Raw genomic sequence first — 13,452 nt, forward strand, 5'->3', positions numbered from 1 at the left:
ATTCGCCAGGAGTTCCCCCCCTTATGACCGCCCCCTCCGGGACCCGCCCCTCCGGTCGCGCCCCCGATGCCCTCCGCAATGTCGTGCTCGAACCCGGCGTCGCCCGCCATGCCGAGGGATCCTGCCTGATCCGCATGGGGCTGACCGAGGTGCTCTGCACCGCCAGCGTCGAGGGCCGGGTGCCGCCCTTCCTGCGGGATCCCGGCCAGGGCTGGGTGACGGCGGAATACGGCATGCTGCCCCGCGCCACCCATACCCGCGGCGACCGCGAGGCGGCGCGCGGCAAGCAGTCCGGCCGCACGCAGGAGATCCAGCGGCTGATCGGCCGCAGCCTCCGCGCCGTGACCGACCGGAGCAAGATGGGGGAGATGACCGTCACCCTCGATTGCGACGTGCTCACCGCCGATGGCGGCACCCGCTGCGCCGCCATCACCGGCGCCTGGGTGGCGCTGCACTTGGCGTTCCGGCACTGCCTGAAGATGAACATCATGGCCAGCATGCCGCTGATCGACCAGGTGGGCGCGGTGTCCTGCGGGCTGTGGCAGGGGGTGCCGGTGCTCGACCTCGACTATGACGAGGACAGCAAGGCGCAGGCGGATGCCAATTTCGTCCTGACCGGCGCGGGCGGGCTGGTCGAGGTGCAGGGCACCGCCGAGGGCGCGCCCTTCTCGGAAGCGCAATTGCTCGACCTGCTGCGCCTGGCCCGGCAGGGCACCGAGACGCTGTTCCAGAAGCAGCGCGCGGCGGTGGGGATCGGCTGATGCCATCCGGTGATCGCAGCGCCGCAGGGCGCGGAGGTCGCGACGAGGCGGGCGGCGCGCATCGCCGGCTGGCGGCCGGGCGGCTGGTGCTCGCCAGCCACAATGCCGGCAAGCTGCGGGAGGTCTCGGCGCTGCTGGCGCCGCATGGGCTGGCCGTGGTCTCGGTGCGGGAGCTTGGCCTGCCGGAGCCGGCGGAGACCGAGAACAGCTTCCTCGGCAATGCCCGCATCAAGGCGCTGGCCGCCGCCACCGCCGCCGGCCTGCCGGCGCTCGCCGATGACAGCGGCTTCTCGGTGGCGGCGCTCGGCGGCGACCCCGGCGTGCGCACCGCCGACTGGGCCATGTGCCCCGATGGCAGCCGCGACTATGCCATAGCCATGGCGAAGGTGGCGGAACTCGCCCAACCCTTCGCCGACCGCGCCGCCTGGTTCACCTGCGCGCTCGTCCTCGCCTGGCCGGACGGCCATGTCGAGGGGTTCGAGGGCAAGGTGCGGGGCCAATGGGTCTGGCCGCCGCGCGGCAGCAGCGGCTTCGGCTACGACCCGATCTTCGTGCCCGAGGGCCAGGCGCAGACCTTCGGCGAGATGGACCCGGCCGAGAAGCATCGCATCAGCCACCGGGCACGGGCCTTCGCGCTGCTGGCGGCAGCCTGCCTGCCGCCGGCCGGGGCCTGATCCAACCGGGATCCGGCCCGACCGGGGCCCATCCCGGCGGCCGCATGGATGGACGGCGCATTATCCGGGCGAGGGTCGGCGCACCGGCGCTTCGCCCGGCATGGCCCGCCGCGGGCGGCAGGTCTCAAGCAGCCCCGGCGCCTCCGGGAGAGGGCTACTTCCGTGTCTCGGCCTCGTAGCGCGCCTTGTTCTCGGCATTTGGCGGATAGAGGCCGGGCAGCTTCTCGCCGGCCTCGACCTTGCCGACGATCCAGGCTTCCAGCCGCTCCTGCTCCTCGCCGCCCGCCGCCACCTCGGCGACGAAGGCGGCGGGGATGCAGACCGCGCCGTCGTCATCCACCACGATCACGTCGTCCGGGAAGACCGCGACGCCGCCGCAGCCGATCGGCTCCTGCCAGCCGGTGAAGGTGAGGCCGGCCACCGAGGGCGGCGCCGCGCCGCCGCGGCACCAGACCGGCATGCCGGTGCCGACCACGCCCGCCACGTCGCGCACCGCGCCATCCGTCACCAGCGCCGTCACGCCGCGCTTCACCAGGCGGGCGCAGAGGATGTCGCCGAAGATGCCGGCATCGGTCACGCCCATCGCATCGGCGACCGCGATGCAGCCCTCCGGCATGTCCTCGATCGCCGCGCGGGTGGAGCGGGGGGAGGACCAGCTTTCCGGCGTGGCCAGGTCCTCGCGCGCCGGGACGAAGCGAAGCGTGAAGGCGGGGCCGACCATGCGCCGGCCCTTGGCCGCCGGGGTGAAGGGCTGCGGCCCGCGCATCCAGATGTTGCGCAGCCCCTTCTTCAGCAGCAGCGTGGTGATGGTGGCGGTGGTGATCTTCTCGAGCTTCGCGCGGATGCCGGGGTCGAGCGCCATGGTGGTTTCCTCCTGCCTCTGCCGCCTGCTAGCGCCCTTCCGGCGCCCCGTCCAGAAAGGCCGGAAACGCTGCCGCCGCCGCCTGGCCCGGAAGCCGGCGGCATCCGGCATGGGTGTGCCGGCGCGGTGTCACGATTCCGGCAAGACATCCGAAACCTTCGGATTTCATTCCTGCGCCTGTGTCAAGCTTCGCCCCGGCCCGCGGTCGACACCCCGCCCGGATGGCGGTGCCCGCGGGAGGAGAAAGGCCGGACCGAGGCGGTATTCCAGCAAGCGGCTTCGACGCGACGATGGCCTCGCCACCGGCATCCTCCTCGGACGGTGCGGGCAGGACTGGCGAGGCGGAACCGTCCCCTGCATTGGAGGAACGTCCGTGAGCGACACCGAGAAGAGGCTCCGTGAGGCTCTCGCCAAGATCGCCAAGACCGCGAATGCGGCGATGCGCGCCGCCGGGTCCGAGGCCCCTCCCGCGGAGCCGAAGGACGACCACAACGGCCACGCGCACGACTATGGCGACGAGCCGGCCACGGAGGACGGGTCGGCCGCGCCGGTGCTGAGCTGCGTCCCGAAGACGCTCCCCACCCGGCTGCTGGTGAAGGCGGCGGATGCCGCGATCCGGATCAACCCGGTCAATTCGCCGGGCTTCGGCCCCCTGGGCGTGGTGGCGGCAGGCCTCGACCTCAACCCCATGCGCATCGCGGTGCTGGTGGCCAAATACTGGGGGCCGCAGCCCCGGCGGATGACGGTCAGCTTCCTGGAAACCACGCCGGCCGATCTCCGCGCCCGGATCGTCACCCATCTGAACGCCTGGAGCCGGACCGCCAGCATCACCTTCGTCGAGACGCGGGGCACCGGCAATGTGCGGATCTCGCGCGGCGGCGGCGGCTACTGGTCCTATCTCGGCACCGACATCCTGCTGATCCCGCAGAACCGGCCGACCATGAACCTCCAGGCCTTCACCATGAATACCTCGGAGGCGGAATTCCGCCGCGTGGTCCGGCACGAGGCGGGGCATACCCTCGGCTTCCCGCATGAGCACATGCGCCAGGCGCTGGTGGCGCGGGTCGATAAGACCAAGGCCTATGACTATTTCCGCCGCACCCAGGGCTGGGACCGCGCCACGGTGGACCAGCAGGTGCTGACCTCGCTGGACGAGCGCTCCCTCATGGGCACCCCGGCCGACCAGACCTCGATCATGTGCTACCAGCTTCCCGGCAGCATCACGCGGGACGGCAGGCCGATCCTGGGCGGGCTCGACATCAACTCGACCGACTTCGCCTTCGCCGGCCGGATCTACCCGAAGGCCGGGCGCGACCTCGGCCCCGAATTCCAGCAGGAGCCGGAGCAGGCCGAGCAGGATGCCGGCGGGCCGCGCGACGACTGGCCGGAATCCGAGGATGTGGAGGTGGACGAGACGCTCGGTGCCTGATGGCCCGGCTGATCGAGATCCAGGCCGTGCAGGATCTCCCGCCCGGGCTCACGGTCCGGGTGGGCGACCTGTTGCTGTTCCGGGCCACCGGCGGCCGCCTCCGGTCCGGCGGCGCCGTGCTGGAGGCGCTGGGCGCCTTCATGGCCGCCACCCCGGTGGCGGATGGCAGCGTCCTCACCGCAATGGGGTCGCCGGATGCGGTGCTGTTCCTGGCGCGGGAGCCCGGCCAGGCGCGGGTCGAGGTGATGACCGGCGACCCCTTCCAGGACCCCGGTGCCACCCGGCTGGAGGTCACGGTGGAACCCTGAGCCGCGGCCGGCCTTGCCCCGGGCCGGAGATGACCGGGCGGCGTCAGCCCACCGCCGGCGCCACCGGCCCGCGGATGCCGTTGGCGTCCAGCGCCCGCCGCACCAGGCCGCCCCGCTTCGCCGCCTCGATGAATTCCGTGAGCAGGGCGAGCGCCGCCGACCTTCCCTTCGGCACCGCCGGCGCCACGCCGCTGGCATGGAAATGCCCGTCCAGCACGCGCGAGCCCGGCAGCCGCTCCGCCAGGCTGTCGAGGGATTCGCGGCCCAGCGCCACCGCATCGGCGCGGCCGCTGCGGAGCAATTCCAGGATCTCGTCCACCGATCCGGCGCCGGTCGGCGTGGTGTTCCGCAGCGCGCGGGCGGCGCTGCGGATGGTGGTGGTATTGGCGACGCCCACCACCCGCACCCCGGCGCGGTCCACCTCGCCCAGGCTGCGGATCGGCGAATCGGCGGGCACCAGATAGGTGCTGGTGAAGAGGTAGTAGGGCGGGGCGAAATCCACCTTGGCGGCGCGTTCCGCATCCACCGGCATGAAGGCGGCGTCCCATTCGGCGCGACCGCCGGCCTCCGTCACCTCACCGCTGCTGTTGTAGACCTGCAATTCCAGCGGCAGGCCGAGCCATTGCGCCAGCGCCCGGCCGAGATCGACCGTGGCACCGCGCGGCTGCCCTGTCGCCGCATCGCGCGTGGCCCAGAAGGCGGAGGATACCGGCGCCACGCCGATGCCGAGGCGGAGCCGCCCGGTCGGCGCCAGTTCCCGGAGGCCCGGCCATTCCTGCGTTGGATGCTGCCCTTGGGCCGCCATGGGCAGCACGGCCGTTGCGGCAAGCAGGGCGCGGCGGGTGGTCTGCGGCATCACTGGCTCCTCGGGGTGAATTCCATCGCCCGCGTCTGTTCCGAAAGCCGCGGCGCATAGGCGATGCCGCGGCGCGTCGCCCAGAGGTTCACCTGATGGTGGATCGGGATCACCGCCACGTCCCGCGCATAGCCGATGCGGATCGCCGCGCGGTAGAGGCGCTCCCGCGCCGTCGCGTCGATGGTCTGGAAGGCCTGGTCGATGATCGCATCCACCTCCGGATTGGCGTAGTGCGACTGGCGGATCACCGTGCTGCGGCCGCGCGGCGGATCGGGGGTGGCGATCTGGGTGGCCAGGGGCGTATCGGCCTCGCCGGTGGTGCTGCTCCAGCCGGTCAGGCTGATGGAGTATTCGTCGCGCACGCCGCGGCTGAAGAACATGCTGGCGGGCGTGGTCTGCACCGTGGTGCGCACCCCGATCCGCGCCCACATCTGCGCGATGGCCTGGACGATGGCCTCGTCATTCACATAGCGGTCGTTCGGCCCGTGCAGGGTGATGTTGAAGCCATCGGGGTAGCCAGCTTCCGCCAGCAGCCGCCGTGCGCCCTCGGGGTCGTGCGGGTCGGGATGGATGGAGGGGTCGTAGCCGAGCGCACCCTCGGGCATCGGCTGGCCGGCGGGCATGGAATGGCCCTCCATGAGTTGCCGCGCGATGCCGTCGCGGTTGATGGCGAGCGAAAGGGCGCGGCGCACCCGCACGTCCCGCAGCGGGTTCTGCGGCAGCGGGTTGCCGGCGCGGTCCGTGACCCAGGGGGTCTGCGGCCGGTTCACATCGACATAAAGGTAGATCAGCCGCAGTCCCGGCCGCGACTGCACCGTGATGCGCGGGTCGTGCTGCAGCCGTGCCACGTCGCGCGTCGGCACCGCGTCGATCGCGTCCACATCCCCGGCCTGCAGGGCGGCGACGCGGGAACTGTCATTGGCGATCAGCCGGTAGGTGACCTTCTCCCAGGGCTGCGCGCCGCCCCAATAGTCCGGGTTGCGGGCGAAGACCGCGCGGTCGCCGAGGGTGAAGGACACCAGCCGATAGGGGCCGGTGCCGATGGCGGCGCGGCCGGAATTGTAGTCGGAACTCGGCAGGAAGCCCCCCGGGTCCCTCGCCCTGGCGGCGGCCGATGATGGCGAAGGCGCCCATGAACTGCGGGATCAGCGGCACCGGCTGTTCGGTGTGCAGGCGGATGGTATGGGCGTCCACCACCTCCAGCCGCTTCACCGGGCGGATATACTGGCCCATGGAGGTCGGGCTGTTCGGCACGTTTGGCGCGCGGGCGAAGGTGAAGACCACATCATCCGCGGTGAAGGGCGTGCCGTCCTGGAAGCGCACGCCTTGCCGCAGCTTGAACTCCCAGGTGCGCTCATCCAGCGCCCGCCATTCGGTGGCGAGGCCGGGGGCGGGGCGCTGCTCCGCATCCGGGTGCACCAGTCGGTCGAAGACATGCCAGGTCAGCGCATGGTTGGGCGAGAGGTCGTGGTAATGCGGGTCCATCGAGGTGAAGGCCCCGCCCACCGCGATGGTGAGGTCCGCCGCCTGTCCCGCCAGGGGCAGAGCGGCGGCCAGGGCGGCGCCCAGCGCCAAGCCGGGCCCCATGGGACGCCAATGCGAAGCCTGCCGCATCCTCCGCCTCCGATCCGTCTCCCGCGGGGAGCGTGGCGGATCGGCGGGCGGTTGCGCAAGGATTCAGGCCGCCCGGCGCCGGGATATCACCTGCCGGTGTAGTAGAGCGTCACCGTATGTGTGGCCTCGGCGAACATCAGCCAGCGCTCCACCAGCAAGCCACCCAGCGCCAGGACGGTGCCGAGCGCCAGTGCCGCCATGGCCAGCGGCCCGCCGCTCAGCAGCGCCAGCAGCGCCAGCAGCATCGGCAGGACGAAGCCGGCCGCCAGCACGATGCGCCGCAGCTTCGCCTGATGCTTGCGGGCGATGCGGTAGCCCATCTCGCGCAGCAGGTAGTTGCTCTGGGTATGCGGCGGGTCGAGCGGTCGCACCGTGCCGATGCGGCCGAGCCCGGTGGCGCTTTCCGCCGTGGCCACCGGCGCCGCCGTGTCGATTGCCCGCCAATAGGCGGATTTCAGCAGGAAGGCCGCGCCGCCGCCGAGCAGCGCGAGCAGGGCGGGCGCCGCGAAGCCGCTGCCCCAGAACCCGCCCAGCATCGCCAGCAGCACCGCGCCGCTGAAACCCGAGAGCGCCAGGTAGCCCGGCACCACCAGCGGATGACTCCATTGCCGGATGGGCTTGAGCGAGGCGTAGATCATGCCCGTGCAATAGACCGTGGCCACCGCTCCCGCCGCCGCCAGTAGCCCCATCGCCGTGACCAGCCCCGGCATGTCCTGCACCAGGCCAAGTCCGAAGAGCCCGGCCGGCACATAGGTGGCGATCGCTGCCACGCCTTCGCGGGAGAGCCAGGAGGAGCGCCATTGCGTCACCGCCCGCCAGGCCCGCTCCGCCCGGCCGAGATGCAGCATGGAGGAGAGCAGCCCGGCAGTGATCAGCAGCAGTGCCAGGCCGAGCGCGGTCAGGCCGAAATCCCGGCCGCCCGGCACCAGCCCGAGCGGCCGCAGCAGGCCGAGCCAGAACAGCAGCCCGTAACCGGCGCCGGAGGCGGTGGTGAAGAAGATGATGGAGTGTGCGGGAAGCATCAGCCTGCCTCAGCGGGAGAGAACGCGGTCGACCCAGCGCAGCAGCGGGTTCTGGATGTCCATGGGGGTCGGCGCATCCTCCACCGGCTTGGCGGCCGTGCTCGTGCGGTTGCGCGGCGGCAGGTATTTGTTGACCGGCTTGTAGCCCATCTCCGGCATCAGGTCGTAGCCGCCGCGCGCGGCGACCAGCTTGCTGACCTCGCTCTCGGGGTCGCCGAGATCGCCGAAATGCCGCGCGCTGGTCGGGCAGGTGAGCACGCAGGCGGGCTGGCGCTGCGCCTCCGGGATGGTCTCGTTGTAGATGCGGTCGATGCAGAGGGTGCATTTCTTCATCACCCCCGCATCCGCATCCAGCTCGCGCGCGCCATAGGGGCAGGCCCAGGCGCAGAGCTGGCAGCCGATGCAGATATCGGCATTCACCAGCACGATGCCGTCCTCCGCCCGCTTATAGGAGGCGCCGGTGGGGCAGACGGTGACGCAGGCCGGCGTCTCGCAATGCAGGCAGGAGCGCGGGAAATGCACGGTGCGGCCCTGCTCGCCCTCGCCCGCCTCGAAGGAATGCACGCGGTTGAACCAGACGCCCTCGGCCCCGGCCGAATAGGGGTGGATATCCGGCAGCGGCGCGCTGTGGCCGGAGGTGTTCCATTCCTTGCAATTGGTGGCGCAGGCCTGGCAGCCGACGCAGGTGTCAAGGTCGATGACGAGGCCGAGCTGCTTCTGCCCAGGCTTGATCTCAGGAAGGCAGGTCACGGCGTGGCTCCCGCGCCGCGCTGTCGTGGCGCCGACGCATTGTAGCGGAGGATATCGGGGCGTTCCGGCATATGCGGCGGCGGGTGCAGCGCCGCGGGGTGCGGGTCGGTGATCCCGGCCTCCTCCGGCGCGCATTTCTCGACGCGCACGCGGAGGTCGTACCAGGCGGCCTGGCCGGTCACCGGGTCGCTGTTGGCGCTGCGGAATCCTTCCTGCGCCGGCAGCCATTCGGAGATGACGTGGTTCAGCAGGAAGCCCTTGCTGGCCTCCGGGCTGTCCTCGCTGAGGCCCCAGGCACCGGCGCGCTTGCCGATGGCGTTCCAGGTCCAGACCGTGTCGGGGTTCACCCCCTCCATCAGCTTCACCTGGCATTTCAGCCGCCCGGCGCGGCTTTCCACCCAGACCCAGTCATCGTCGGTGAGCCCCATCTCCAGCCCGCGGCCGCGCGCCATGTAGAGCTTGTTGGAGCCATGGATCTGCCGCAGCCAGGCATTCATCGAGCCCCAGGAATGATACATCGCCATCGGCCGCTGGGTGACGGCGGAAAGCGGGAACTCGCCCAGGTCCTGCACCGCATGTTCCAGCGGCGCGTACCAGAAGGGCAGCGGGTCGCAATAGGTGCGGATGCGCTCCCGCAGCCGCTCCGGCGGCTGCTTCGCGCCATGGCCCTCGGCGGCGAGTCGGGATTTCTGCAGCGGCTCGGACCAGAGCTGCAGCACGATCTGGTCGGATTTGCCGATCAGCCCCATCGCCTTGGCCTGGTCGAGATAGGCCCGGTTGGCATGCTTGAAATAGAGCTGCTCCGGCGGCAGGTGGTCGCGCCAGAAGCAGCCATTCTCGATGTAGCGCTGGAGCTGGTCCGGGTTCGGCTCGCCGAGGCCCTTCTTGCTGCCATCCTCGCCGCGCCAGCCGGCGAGCGGCCCCACGCCCGGCATGCGCTGGTGGTTCACGATGTAGTCCGGGTAGTCCTTCCAGCGCGGCGAGCCATCCTCCTTCACGAAGGCCGGCAGGCCGAGCCGCGCGCCCAATTCGATCAGCACCTCCTGGAAGGGCCGCACGTCGCGGTCCGGGGTGATGACCGGCTGACGGATGGCATCGCCGGCCCCATGCGGGCTGCCGATCGGGCGATCCAGGATGGAGATGGCGTCCCAGCGTTCCAGATAGGTGGTGTCCGGCAGGATCAGATCCGCATAGGGCACCGTCTCGCTGAAATAGGCATCGGAGTAGATGACATGCGGGATGGTGTATTCGCCATCCGCCCGCTTCTCCGTCAGGATGCGGATCACCTCGCCCGGGTTCATGGCACTGTTCCAGGCCATATTGGCCATGAACATGAACAGCGTGTCGATCGGATAGGGGTCGCCCGCCCCGGCATTGCCGATGACGGTGTGCATCATCCCGTGCAGCGCCATCGGCGCCTCCCAGGAGAACGCCTTGTCGATCCGCAGCGGGTCGCCGTTGTCGTCCACCAGCAGGTCGTCCGGCCCATGCGGGAAGGACAGGATATTGCCGGCCAGCGGCGTATTCGGCTTGGCGCCCTTGCCGGCCGGGCCGGGGCCGGGCGGGATCGGCTTCGGGAAGGGCGATTTGTAGCGCCAGGAGCCGGGCGTATCCACCGCGCCCAGCAGCATCTGCAACAGGTGCAGCGCGCGGCAGGTATGGAAGCCGTTGGAATGGGCGGAGATGCCGCGCATGGCATGGAAGGCCACCGGGCGGCCGACCATCTTTTCGTGCCGGCGGCCGTAGGTGTCGGTCCAGGGCTGGTCGATGGTGACGGTCTGGTTGAAGGCCACCTCGGCGATCTCGGCGGCGATGCGGCGGATGCGCTCGGCCGGGATGCCGCAGCGTTCCGCCACCGCTTCCGGCCGGTATTCCGCGCCGAGATAGCGTTCCGCCATCAGGTGGAAGACCGGCTGCACGCGGCGCCCATCCGGCAGCGTGAATTCGCCGACCAGCACGGGCGAGAGATCGGCCGCGCCGGCATCCATCGCGCCCCGCGCCCGGTCCCAGGCCAGCGGCTTGCCATCAGCATCCCGCGCGAAGAGCCCGTCATCAGCGCCGCCGGGATTGCGCACCACCAGCCAGGTGGCATTGGTGTAGCGGCCGAGGAATTCCGTATCGATGCGATCGGTGCGCAGCACTTCATGCACCAGCGCCAGCACGAAAAGCCCGTCCGTGCCCGGCCGGATGCCCACCCATTCATCGGCGACGGCGGAATAGCCGGTCCGCACCGGGTTCACCGAGATGAATTTGGCGCCGCGTTCCTTGAGCCGCGACAGGCCGATCTTGATCGGGTTGCTGTCGTGGTCCTCGGCCACGCCGAACATCAGGAAGTATTTCGTGTGGTCCCAGTCCGGCTCGCCGAATTCCCAGAAGCTGCCGCCGATGGAATAGAGCCCGCCCGCCGCCATGTTGACCGAGCAGAAGCCGCCATGCGCCGCGAAATTCGGCGTGCCGAATTGCGCCGCCCAGAAGCCGGTGAGGGACTGGCTCTGGTCGCGCCCGGTGAAGAAGGCGAGCTTCCGCGGGTCCGTCTCCCGGATGGTCCGCAGCCAGCCGGTGGCGATCTCCATCGCCTCCGCCCAGGTGATCTCCTTGAACTCGCCGGCGCCGCGATCCCCGACGCGCAGCAGCGGCGCGCGGAGGCGGGCCGGCGAATACTGCGTCATGATCCCGGCGCTGCCCTTGCCGCAGAGCACGCCGCGGTTCACGGGATGGTCGGGATTGCCCTCGATATAGCGGACCCGCCCATCCTTCAGGTGCACCCGGATGCCGCAGCGGCAGGCGCACATGTAGCAGGTGGTGGTCTTCATCGTGTCGCCGACCGGTGGCGAGTAGTCCACGCGGTCGTCGGGCAGGGCAAGCGGGTGCGACGGGATCGGCGCTTCCGGCATAAGTGGCTCCGGTGGGCTGAAATGTCAGTAAGGCATGCGGCGCGGTCCAGGGCAAATGCCCGCGCGGGCCGGTTCAGCCCTCGCCCGTCGCAAAGGGCGGCTGCAACCAGAGCGGATCCTTCAGCTTCTTCAGGAATTCGGCATGCGCCGCCAGCTCCGCCTCGCTGGGCTCGATCGGCCGCGCCACCCGCTCCCGCGCCGGGCCGCCCAGGCCGGCCGCCGGCAAGGCCGAGCCGGCGGCAAGCTGGAAGACCGGCTGCTTGCCGCCCATCAGCTCCAGATAGACCTGCGCCAGCAGCTTCACGTCGAGCAGCGCATTGTGGCTGGTGCGCATCGAATTATCGACGCCGAGCCTGCGGCAGAGCGAATCCAGGCTGTTCGGCATGCCCGGGAAGCGCCGCTTCGCCAGGGCCAGGCTGTCCACCATCCGGGCGCGGTCGAGCGGCTGGCGGCCGGCCCGTCGCAGTTCCGCATCCAGGAAGCCGAAATCGAAGGGCGCGTTATGCGCGATGATCGGTGCATCGCCCAGGAAGGCCAGGAATTCCTCCACGGCCTCGGCGAATTTCGGCTTGCCGCGCAGCATCTCGGCGGTGAAGCCGTGGATGCGCGTGCTCTCCTCCGGCACGTCGCGCTCGGGGTCCAGCAGGGTGTGGTAGGCCCGGCCGGTCGGCATCAGGTTGAAGATCTCGATCGCCGCGATCTCGATCACCCGGTCGCCGGTCAGCGGATCGAGGCCGGTGGTTTCGGTATCGAGCACGAGCTGCCTGGTCATGCCGGCCGCAACCTCCTGACGATGGCCCGGATCGCGCGCTGCGCAAAATGGCGCGACAGGCCGGTATGGACGATGAAATCGGCGCGCCGGCGCTTCTCGGCATCCGGCATCTGGCGGGCGAGGATGGCGCGCAGCCGCTCCTCCGTCATGCCGCGCCGCCGCAGCACGCGCTGGCGCTGCACCGCGGCGGGGGCGGTCACCACCACCACCTGGTCGCAGCGGCCCGCGCCCTTGGTTTCGAAGAGCAGCGGGATGTCGAGCACTACCAGCGCCTCCGCCCGGCGGCGCGCGGCGGCCAGGAAGCGGCGCTCGGCGTCGCGCACCAGCGGATGCACGATGCGTTCCAGCCGAGTGAGCGCTCCGGGCGCGGCCTCGGCGCCGAGCACGGCGCGGCGCAGCGCCTCCCGGTCCACCATCTTCTTTCCCCGGACCTCCCGCAGCGTGCCGGGGAAGGCGGCGCCGATCGGCGCCACGGCGCGGCCGCCGCGGTCCTGCAGCGCATGCACCGCCGCATCGGCATCGAAGACCGGCACATGCAGCCGGCGGAAGGTATTGGCCGCGGTGGACTTGCCCATGCCGATGCCGCCGGTGAGGCCCAGGATCTTCATGGCCACATCTTCATCGCCGCATCCTCAGCGCCGGGGAATGTCGGCGGCAACGATTCCCGCAGCGCCGCATCCACCCGTGGCGCCACGCCGAACCAGGCCTCGAAACCCGGCCGCGCCTGGTGCAGCAGCATGCCGAGCCCCTCCACGGCGCGCAGGCCGCGCGCCCGCGCCTGACCCAGCAGCGGCGTCTCCAGCGGCACATAGACGATATCCGCCACCACCGACGCCGGTGGCAGCGGCGCCAAGTCGATCTCCAGCGGCGGCTGCCCTGCCATGCCGAGCGAGGTGGTGTTCACCAGCAGCGCGGCATCCCGCAGCGGCGGCTGCGCCGCCACCTCGACCGGGCCGCCGAGCGCCCGGGCCAGCGCCTCGGCCCGCGCCGGCGTGCGGTTCACCAGGATGAGTCGCGGGCAGCCGGCCTCCAGCAGGGCGGCGGCGATGGCGCGGGCCGAGCCGCCGGCGCCGAGCAGCACCGCCGGTCCCGCCGCCGGCTGCCAGCCCGGCGCCGCCTCCCGCACATTCTCCAGGAAGCCGAAGCCGTCGGTATTGGAGCCGAGGATGCGCCCGTCCCGGAAGACCAGCGTATTCACCGCCCCGGCGCGGCGGGCGCTTTCCGCCACCTCATCGCACACCGCAAAGGCGGCCTCCTTGTGCGGGATCGTCACATTGGTGCCCTGGAAGCCGAGATCGGCCAGCGCCCGCACGGCCGCCGCGAAACGCTCCGGCCGCACCGGCAAGGGCAGGTAGGCGCCGTCGATGCCATGCCGTTGCAGCCACAGCCCATGCAGCCGCGGCGAGCGGGAATGGGCGACGGGCCAGCCCAGGACGCCGGCGATGCGCGCGTGACCAGTGAGAATCGGCATGGCGGAAACAAGCCGTGTCGCGCCGCGCCGGTCAATGGG

The 13,452-nt window shown here is 71.0% G+C and carries 14 protein-coding genes; 4 read left to right on the forward strand and 10 right to left on the reverse strand.

Going from position 1 to position 13,452, the window contains the following annotated elements; all coding sequences use genetic code 11:
• Positions 1 to 23: 23 nt before the first annotated feature.
• Together rph and KSF81_RS07495 are read left to right on the forward strand one after the other, a co-directional pair.
• Positions 24 to 761 carry a ribonuclease PH gene (gene rph / locus KSF81_RS07490; protein WP_217378449.1) on the forward strand — a complete coding sequence of 246 codons (738 nt, stop codon included), beginning with the start codon at positions 24 to 26 and terminating at the stop codon, positions 759 to 761.
• Positions 761 to 1,435, forward strand: coding sequence for a non-canonical purine NTP pyrophosphatase (locus tag KSF81_RS07495; protein ID WP_217378450.1), 675 nt, complete (start codon positions 761 to 763; stop codon positions 1,433 to 1,435). Before rph ends, KSF81_RS07495 begins: the two co-directional genes overlap by 1 nt.
• A 154-nt stretch (positions 1,436 to 1,589) precedes the next feature.
• Here KSF81_RS07495 and KSF81_RS07500 read toward each other — a convergent pair whose 3' ends face one another.
• Positions 1,590 to 2,297, reverse strand: coding sequence for a ribonuclease activity regulator RraA (locus tag KSF81_RS07500; RefSeq protein WP_217378451.1), 708 nt, complete (start codon positions 2,295 to 2,297; stop codon positions 1,590 to 1,592).
• A 373-nt stretch (positions 2,298 to 2,670) separates the two neighbouring features.
• On the opposite strand from KSF81_RS07500, the gene KSF81_RS07505 reads away from it, so the two are divergent.
• Together KSF81_RS07505 and KSF81_RS07510 are read left to right on the forward strand one after the other, a co-directional pair.
• Positions 2,671 to 3,726 (forward strand): M12 family metallopeptidase, encoded by a 1,056-nt coding sequence (locus KSF81_RS07505; protein ID WP_217378452.1) that lies wholly within the window; start codon positions 2,671 to 2,673, stop codon positions 3,724 to 3,726.
• Complete coding sequence (locus tag KSF81_RS07510; protein ID WP_217378453.1) at positions 3,726 to 4,034, forward strand: hypothetical protein; 309 nt, start codon at positions 3,726 to 3,728, stop codon at positions 4,032 to 4,034. Before KSF81_RS07505 ends, KSF81_RS07510 begins: the two co-directional genes overlap by 1 nt.
• A gap of 43 nt (positions 4,035 to 4,077) precedes the next feature.
• On the opposite strand, the gene KSF81_RS07515 is transcribed toward KSF81_RS07510, so the two are convergent.
• The 9 genes from KSF81_RS07515 to KSF81_RS07550 form a co-directional block, all read right to left on the reverse strand.
• Complete coding sequence (locus KSF81_RS07515) at positions 4,078 to 4,890, reverse strand: transporter substrate-binding domain-containing protein (RefSeq protein ID WP_217378454.1); 813 nt, start codon at positions 4,888 to 4,890, stop codon at positions 4,078 to 4,080.
• Entirely contained in the window at positions 4,890 to 5,909 is a 1,020-nt protein-coding gene (locus KSF81_RS29245; protein WP_309139499.1) for an ABC transporter substrate-binding protein, read from the reverse strand. Before KSF81_RS29245 ends, KSF81_RS07515 begins: the two co-directional genes overlap by 1 nt.
• On the reverse strand, positions 5,806 to 6,504 hold the full coding sequence (locus KSF81_RS29250) for an ABC transporter substrate-binding protein (protein ID WP_254453406.1): 699 nt from the start codon (positions 6,502 to 6,504) through the stop codon (positions 5,806 to 5,808). Before KSF81_RS29250 ends, KSF81_RS29245 begins: the two co-directional genes overlap by 104 nt.
• An 86-nt stretch (positions 6,505 to 6,590) precedes the next feature.
• Positions 6,591 to 7,526, reverse strand: a complete 936-nt coding sequence (locus KSF81_RS07525; RefSeq protein WP_217378455.1) for a DmsC/YnfH family molybdoenzyme membrane anchor subunit — start codon at positions 7,524 to 7,526, stop codon at positions 6,591 to 6,593.
• A gap of 9 nt (positions 7,527 to 7,535) precedes the next feature.
• The gene (locus KSF81_RS07530) at positions 7,536 to 8,276 is read right to left on the reverse strand and encodes a 4Fe-4S dicluster domain-containing protein (RefSeq protein ID WP_217381871.1); all 741 of its coding nucleotides are present in this window, start codon (positions 8,274 to 8,276) and stop codon (positions 7,536 to 7,538) included.
• Complete coding sequence (locus KSF81_RS07535) at positions 8,273 to 11,170, reverse strand: molybdopterin oxidoreductase family protein (protein WP_254453407.1); 2,898 nt, start codon at positions 11,168 to 11,170, stop codon at positions 8,273 to 8,275. Before KSF81_RS07535 ends, KSF81_RS07530 begins: the two co-directional genes overlap by 4 nt.
• Positions 11,171 to 11,243: 73 nt before the next feature.
• Positions 11,244 to 11,942, reverse strand: coding sequence for a DNA polymerase III subunit epsilon (gene dnaQ, locus KSF81_RS07540; RefSeq protein WP_217378456.1), 699 nt, complete (start codon positions 11,940 to 11,942; stop codon positions 11,244 to 11,246).
• Complete coding sequence (gene coaE / locus KSF81_RS07545; RefSeq protein WP_217378457.1) at positions 11,939 to 12,550, reverse strand: dephospho-CoA kinase; 612 nt, start codon at positions 12,548 to 12,550, stop codon at positions 11,939 to 11,941. The genes dnaQ and coaE overlap by 4 nt, the downstream gene beginning before the upstream one ends.
• The gene (locus tag KSF81_RS07550; protein ID WP_217381603.1) at positions 12,547 to 13,407 is read right to left on the reverse strand and encodes a shikimate dehydrogenase; all 861 of its coding nucleotides are present in this window, start codon (positions 13,405 to 13,407) and stop codon (positions 12,547 to 12,549) included. Before KSF81_RS07550 ends, coaE begins: the two co-directional genes overlap by 4 nt.
• Between the last annotated feature and the right edge of the window lie 45 nt (positions 13,408 to 13,452).

The sequence above is a fragment of the Siccirubricoccus sp. G192 genome (genome assembly GCF_019084075.1).
GTDB lineage: Bacteria > Pseudomonadota > Alphaproteobacteria > Acetobacterales > Acetobacteraceae > G192.

Coding starts and splice junctions, on each gene's coding strand:
- rph (WP_217378449.1), top strand. CDS start 24: ATGACCGCCCCCTCCGGGACCCGCCCCTCCGGTCGCGCCCCCGATGCC.
- KSF81_RS07495 (WP_217378450.1), top strand. CDS start 761: ATGCCATCCGGTGATCGCAGCGCCGCAGGGCGCGGAGGTCGCGACGAG.
- KSF81_RS07500 (WP_217378451.1), bottom strand. CDS start 2,297: ATGGCGCTCGACCCCGGCATCCGCGCGAAGCTCGAGAAGATCACCACC.
- KSF81_RS07510 (WP_217378453.1), top strand. CDS start 3,726: ATGGCCCGGCTGATCGAGATCCAGGCCGTGCAGGATCTCCCGCCCGGG.
- KSF81_RS07515 (WP_217378454.1), bottom strand. CDS start 4,890: ATGCCGCAGACCACCCGCCGCGCCCTGCTTGCCGCAACGGCCGTGCTG.
- KSF81_RS29250 (WP_254453406.1), bottom strand. CDS start 6,504: ATGCGGCAGGCTTCGCATTGGCGTCCCATGGGGCCCGGCTTGGCGCTG.
- KSF81_RS07525 (WP_217378455.1), bottom strand. CDS start 7,526: ATGCTTCCCGCACACTCCATCATCTTCTTCACCACCGCCTCCGGCGCC.
- KSF81_RS07535 (WP_254453407.1), bottom strand. CDS start 11,170: ATGCCGGAAGCGCCGATCCCGTCGCACCCGCTTGCCCTGCCCGACGAC.
- dnaQ (WP_217378456.1), bottom strand. CDS start 11,942: ATGACCAGGCAGCTCGTGCTCGATACCGAAACCACCGGCCTCGATCCG.
- coaE (WP_217378457.1), bottom strand. CDS start 12,550: ATGAAGATCCTGGGCCTCACCGGCGGCATCGGCATGGGCAAGTCCACC.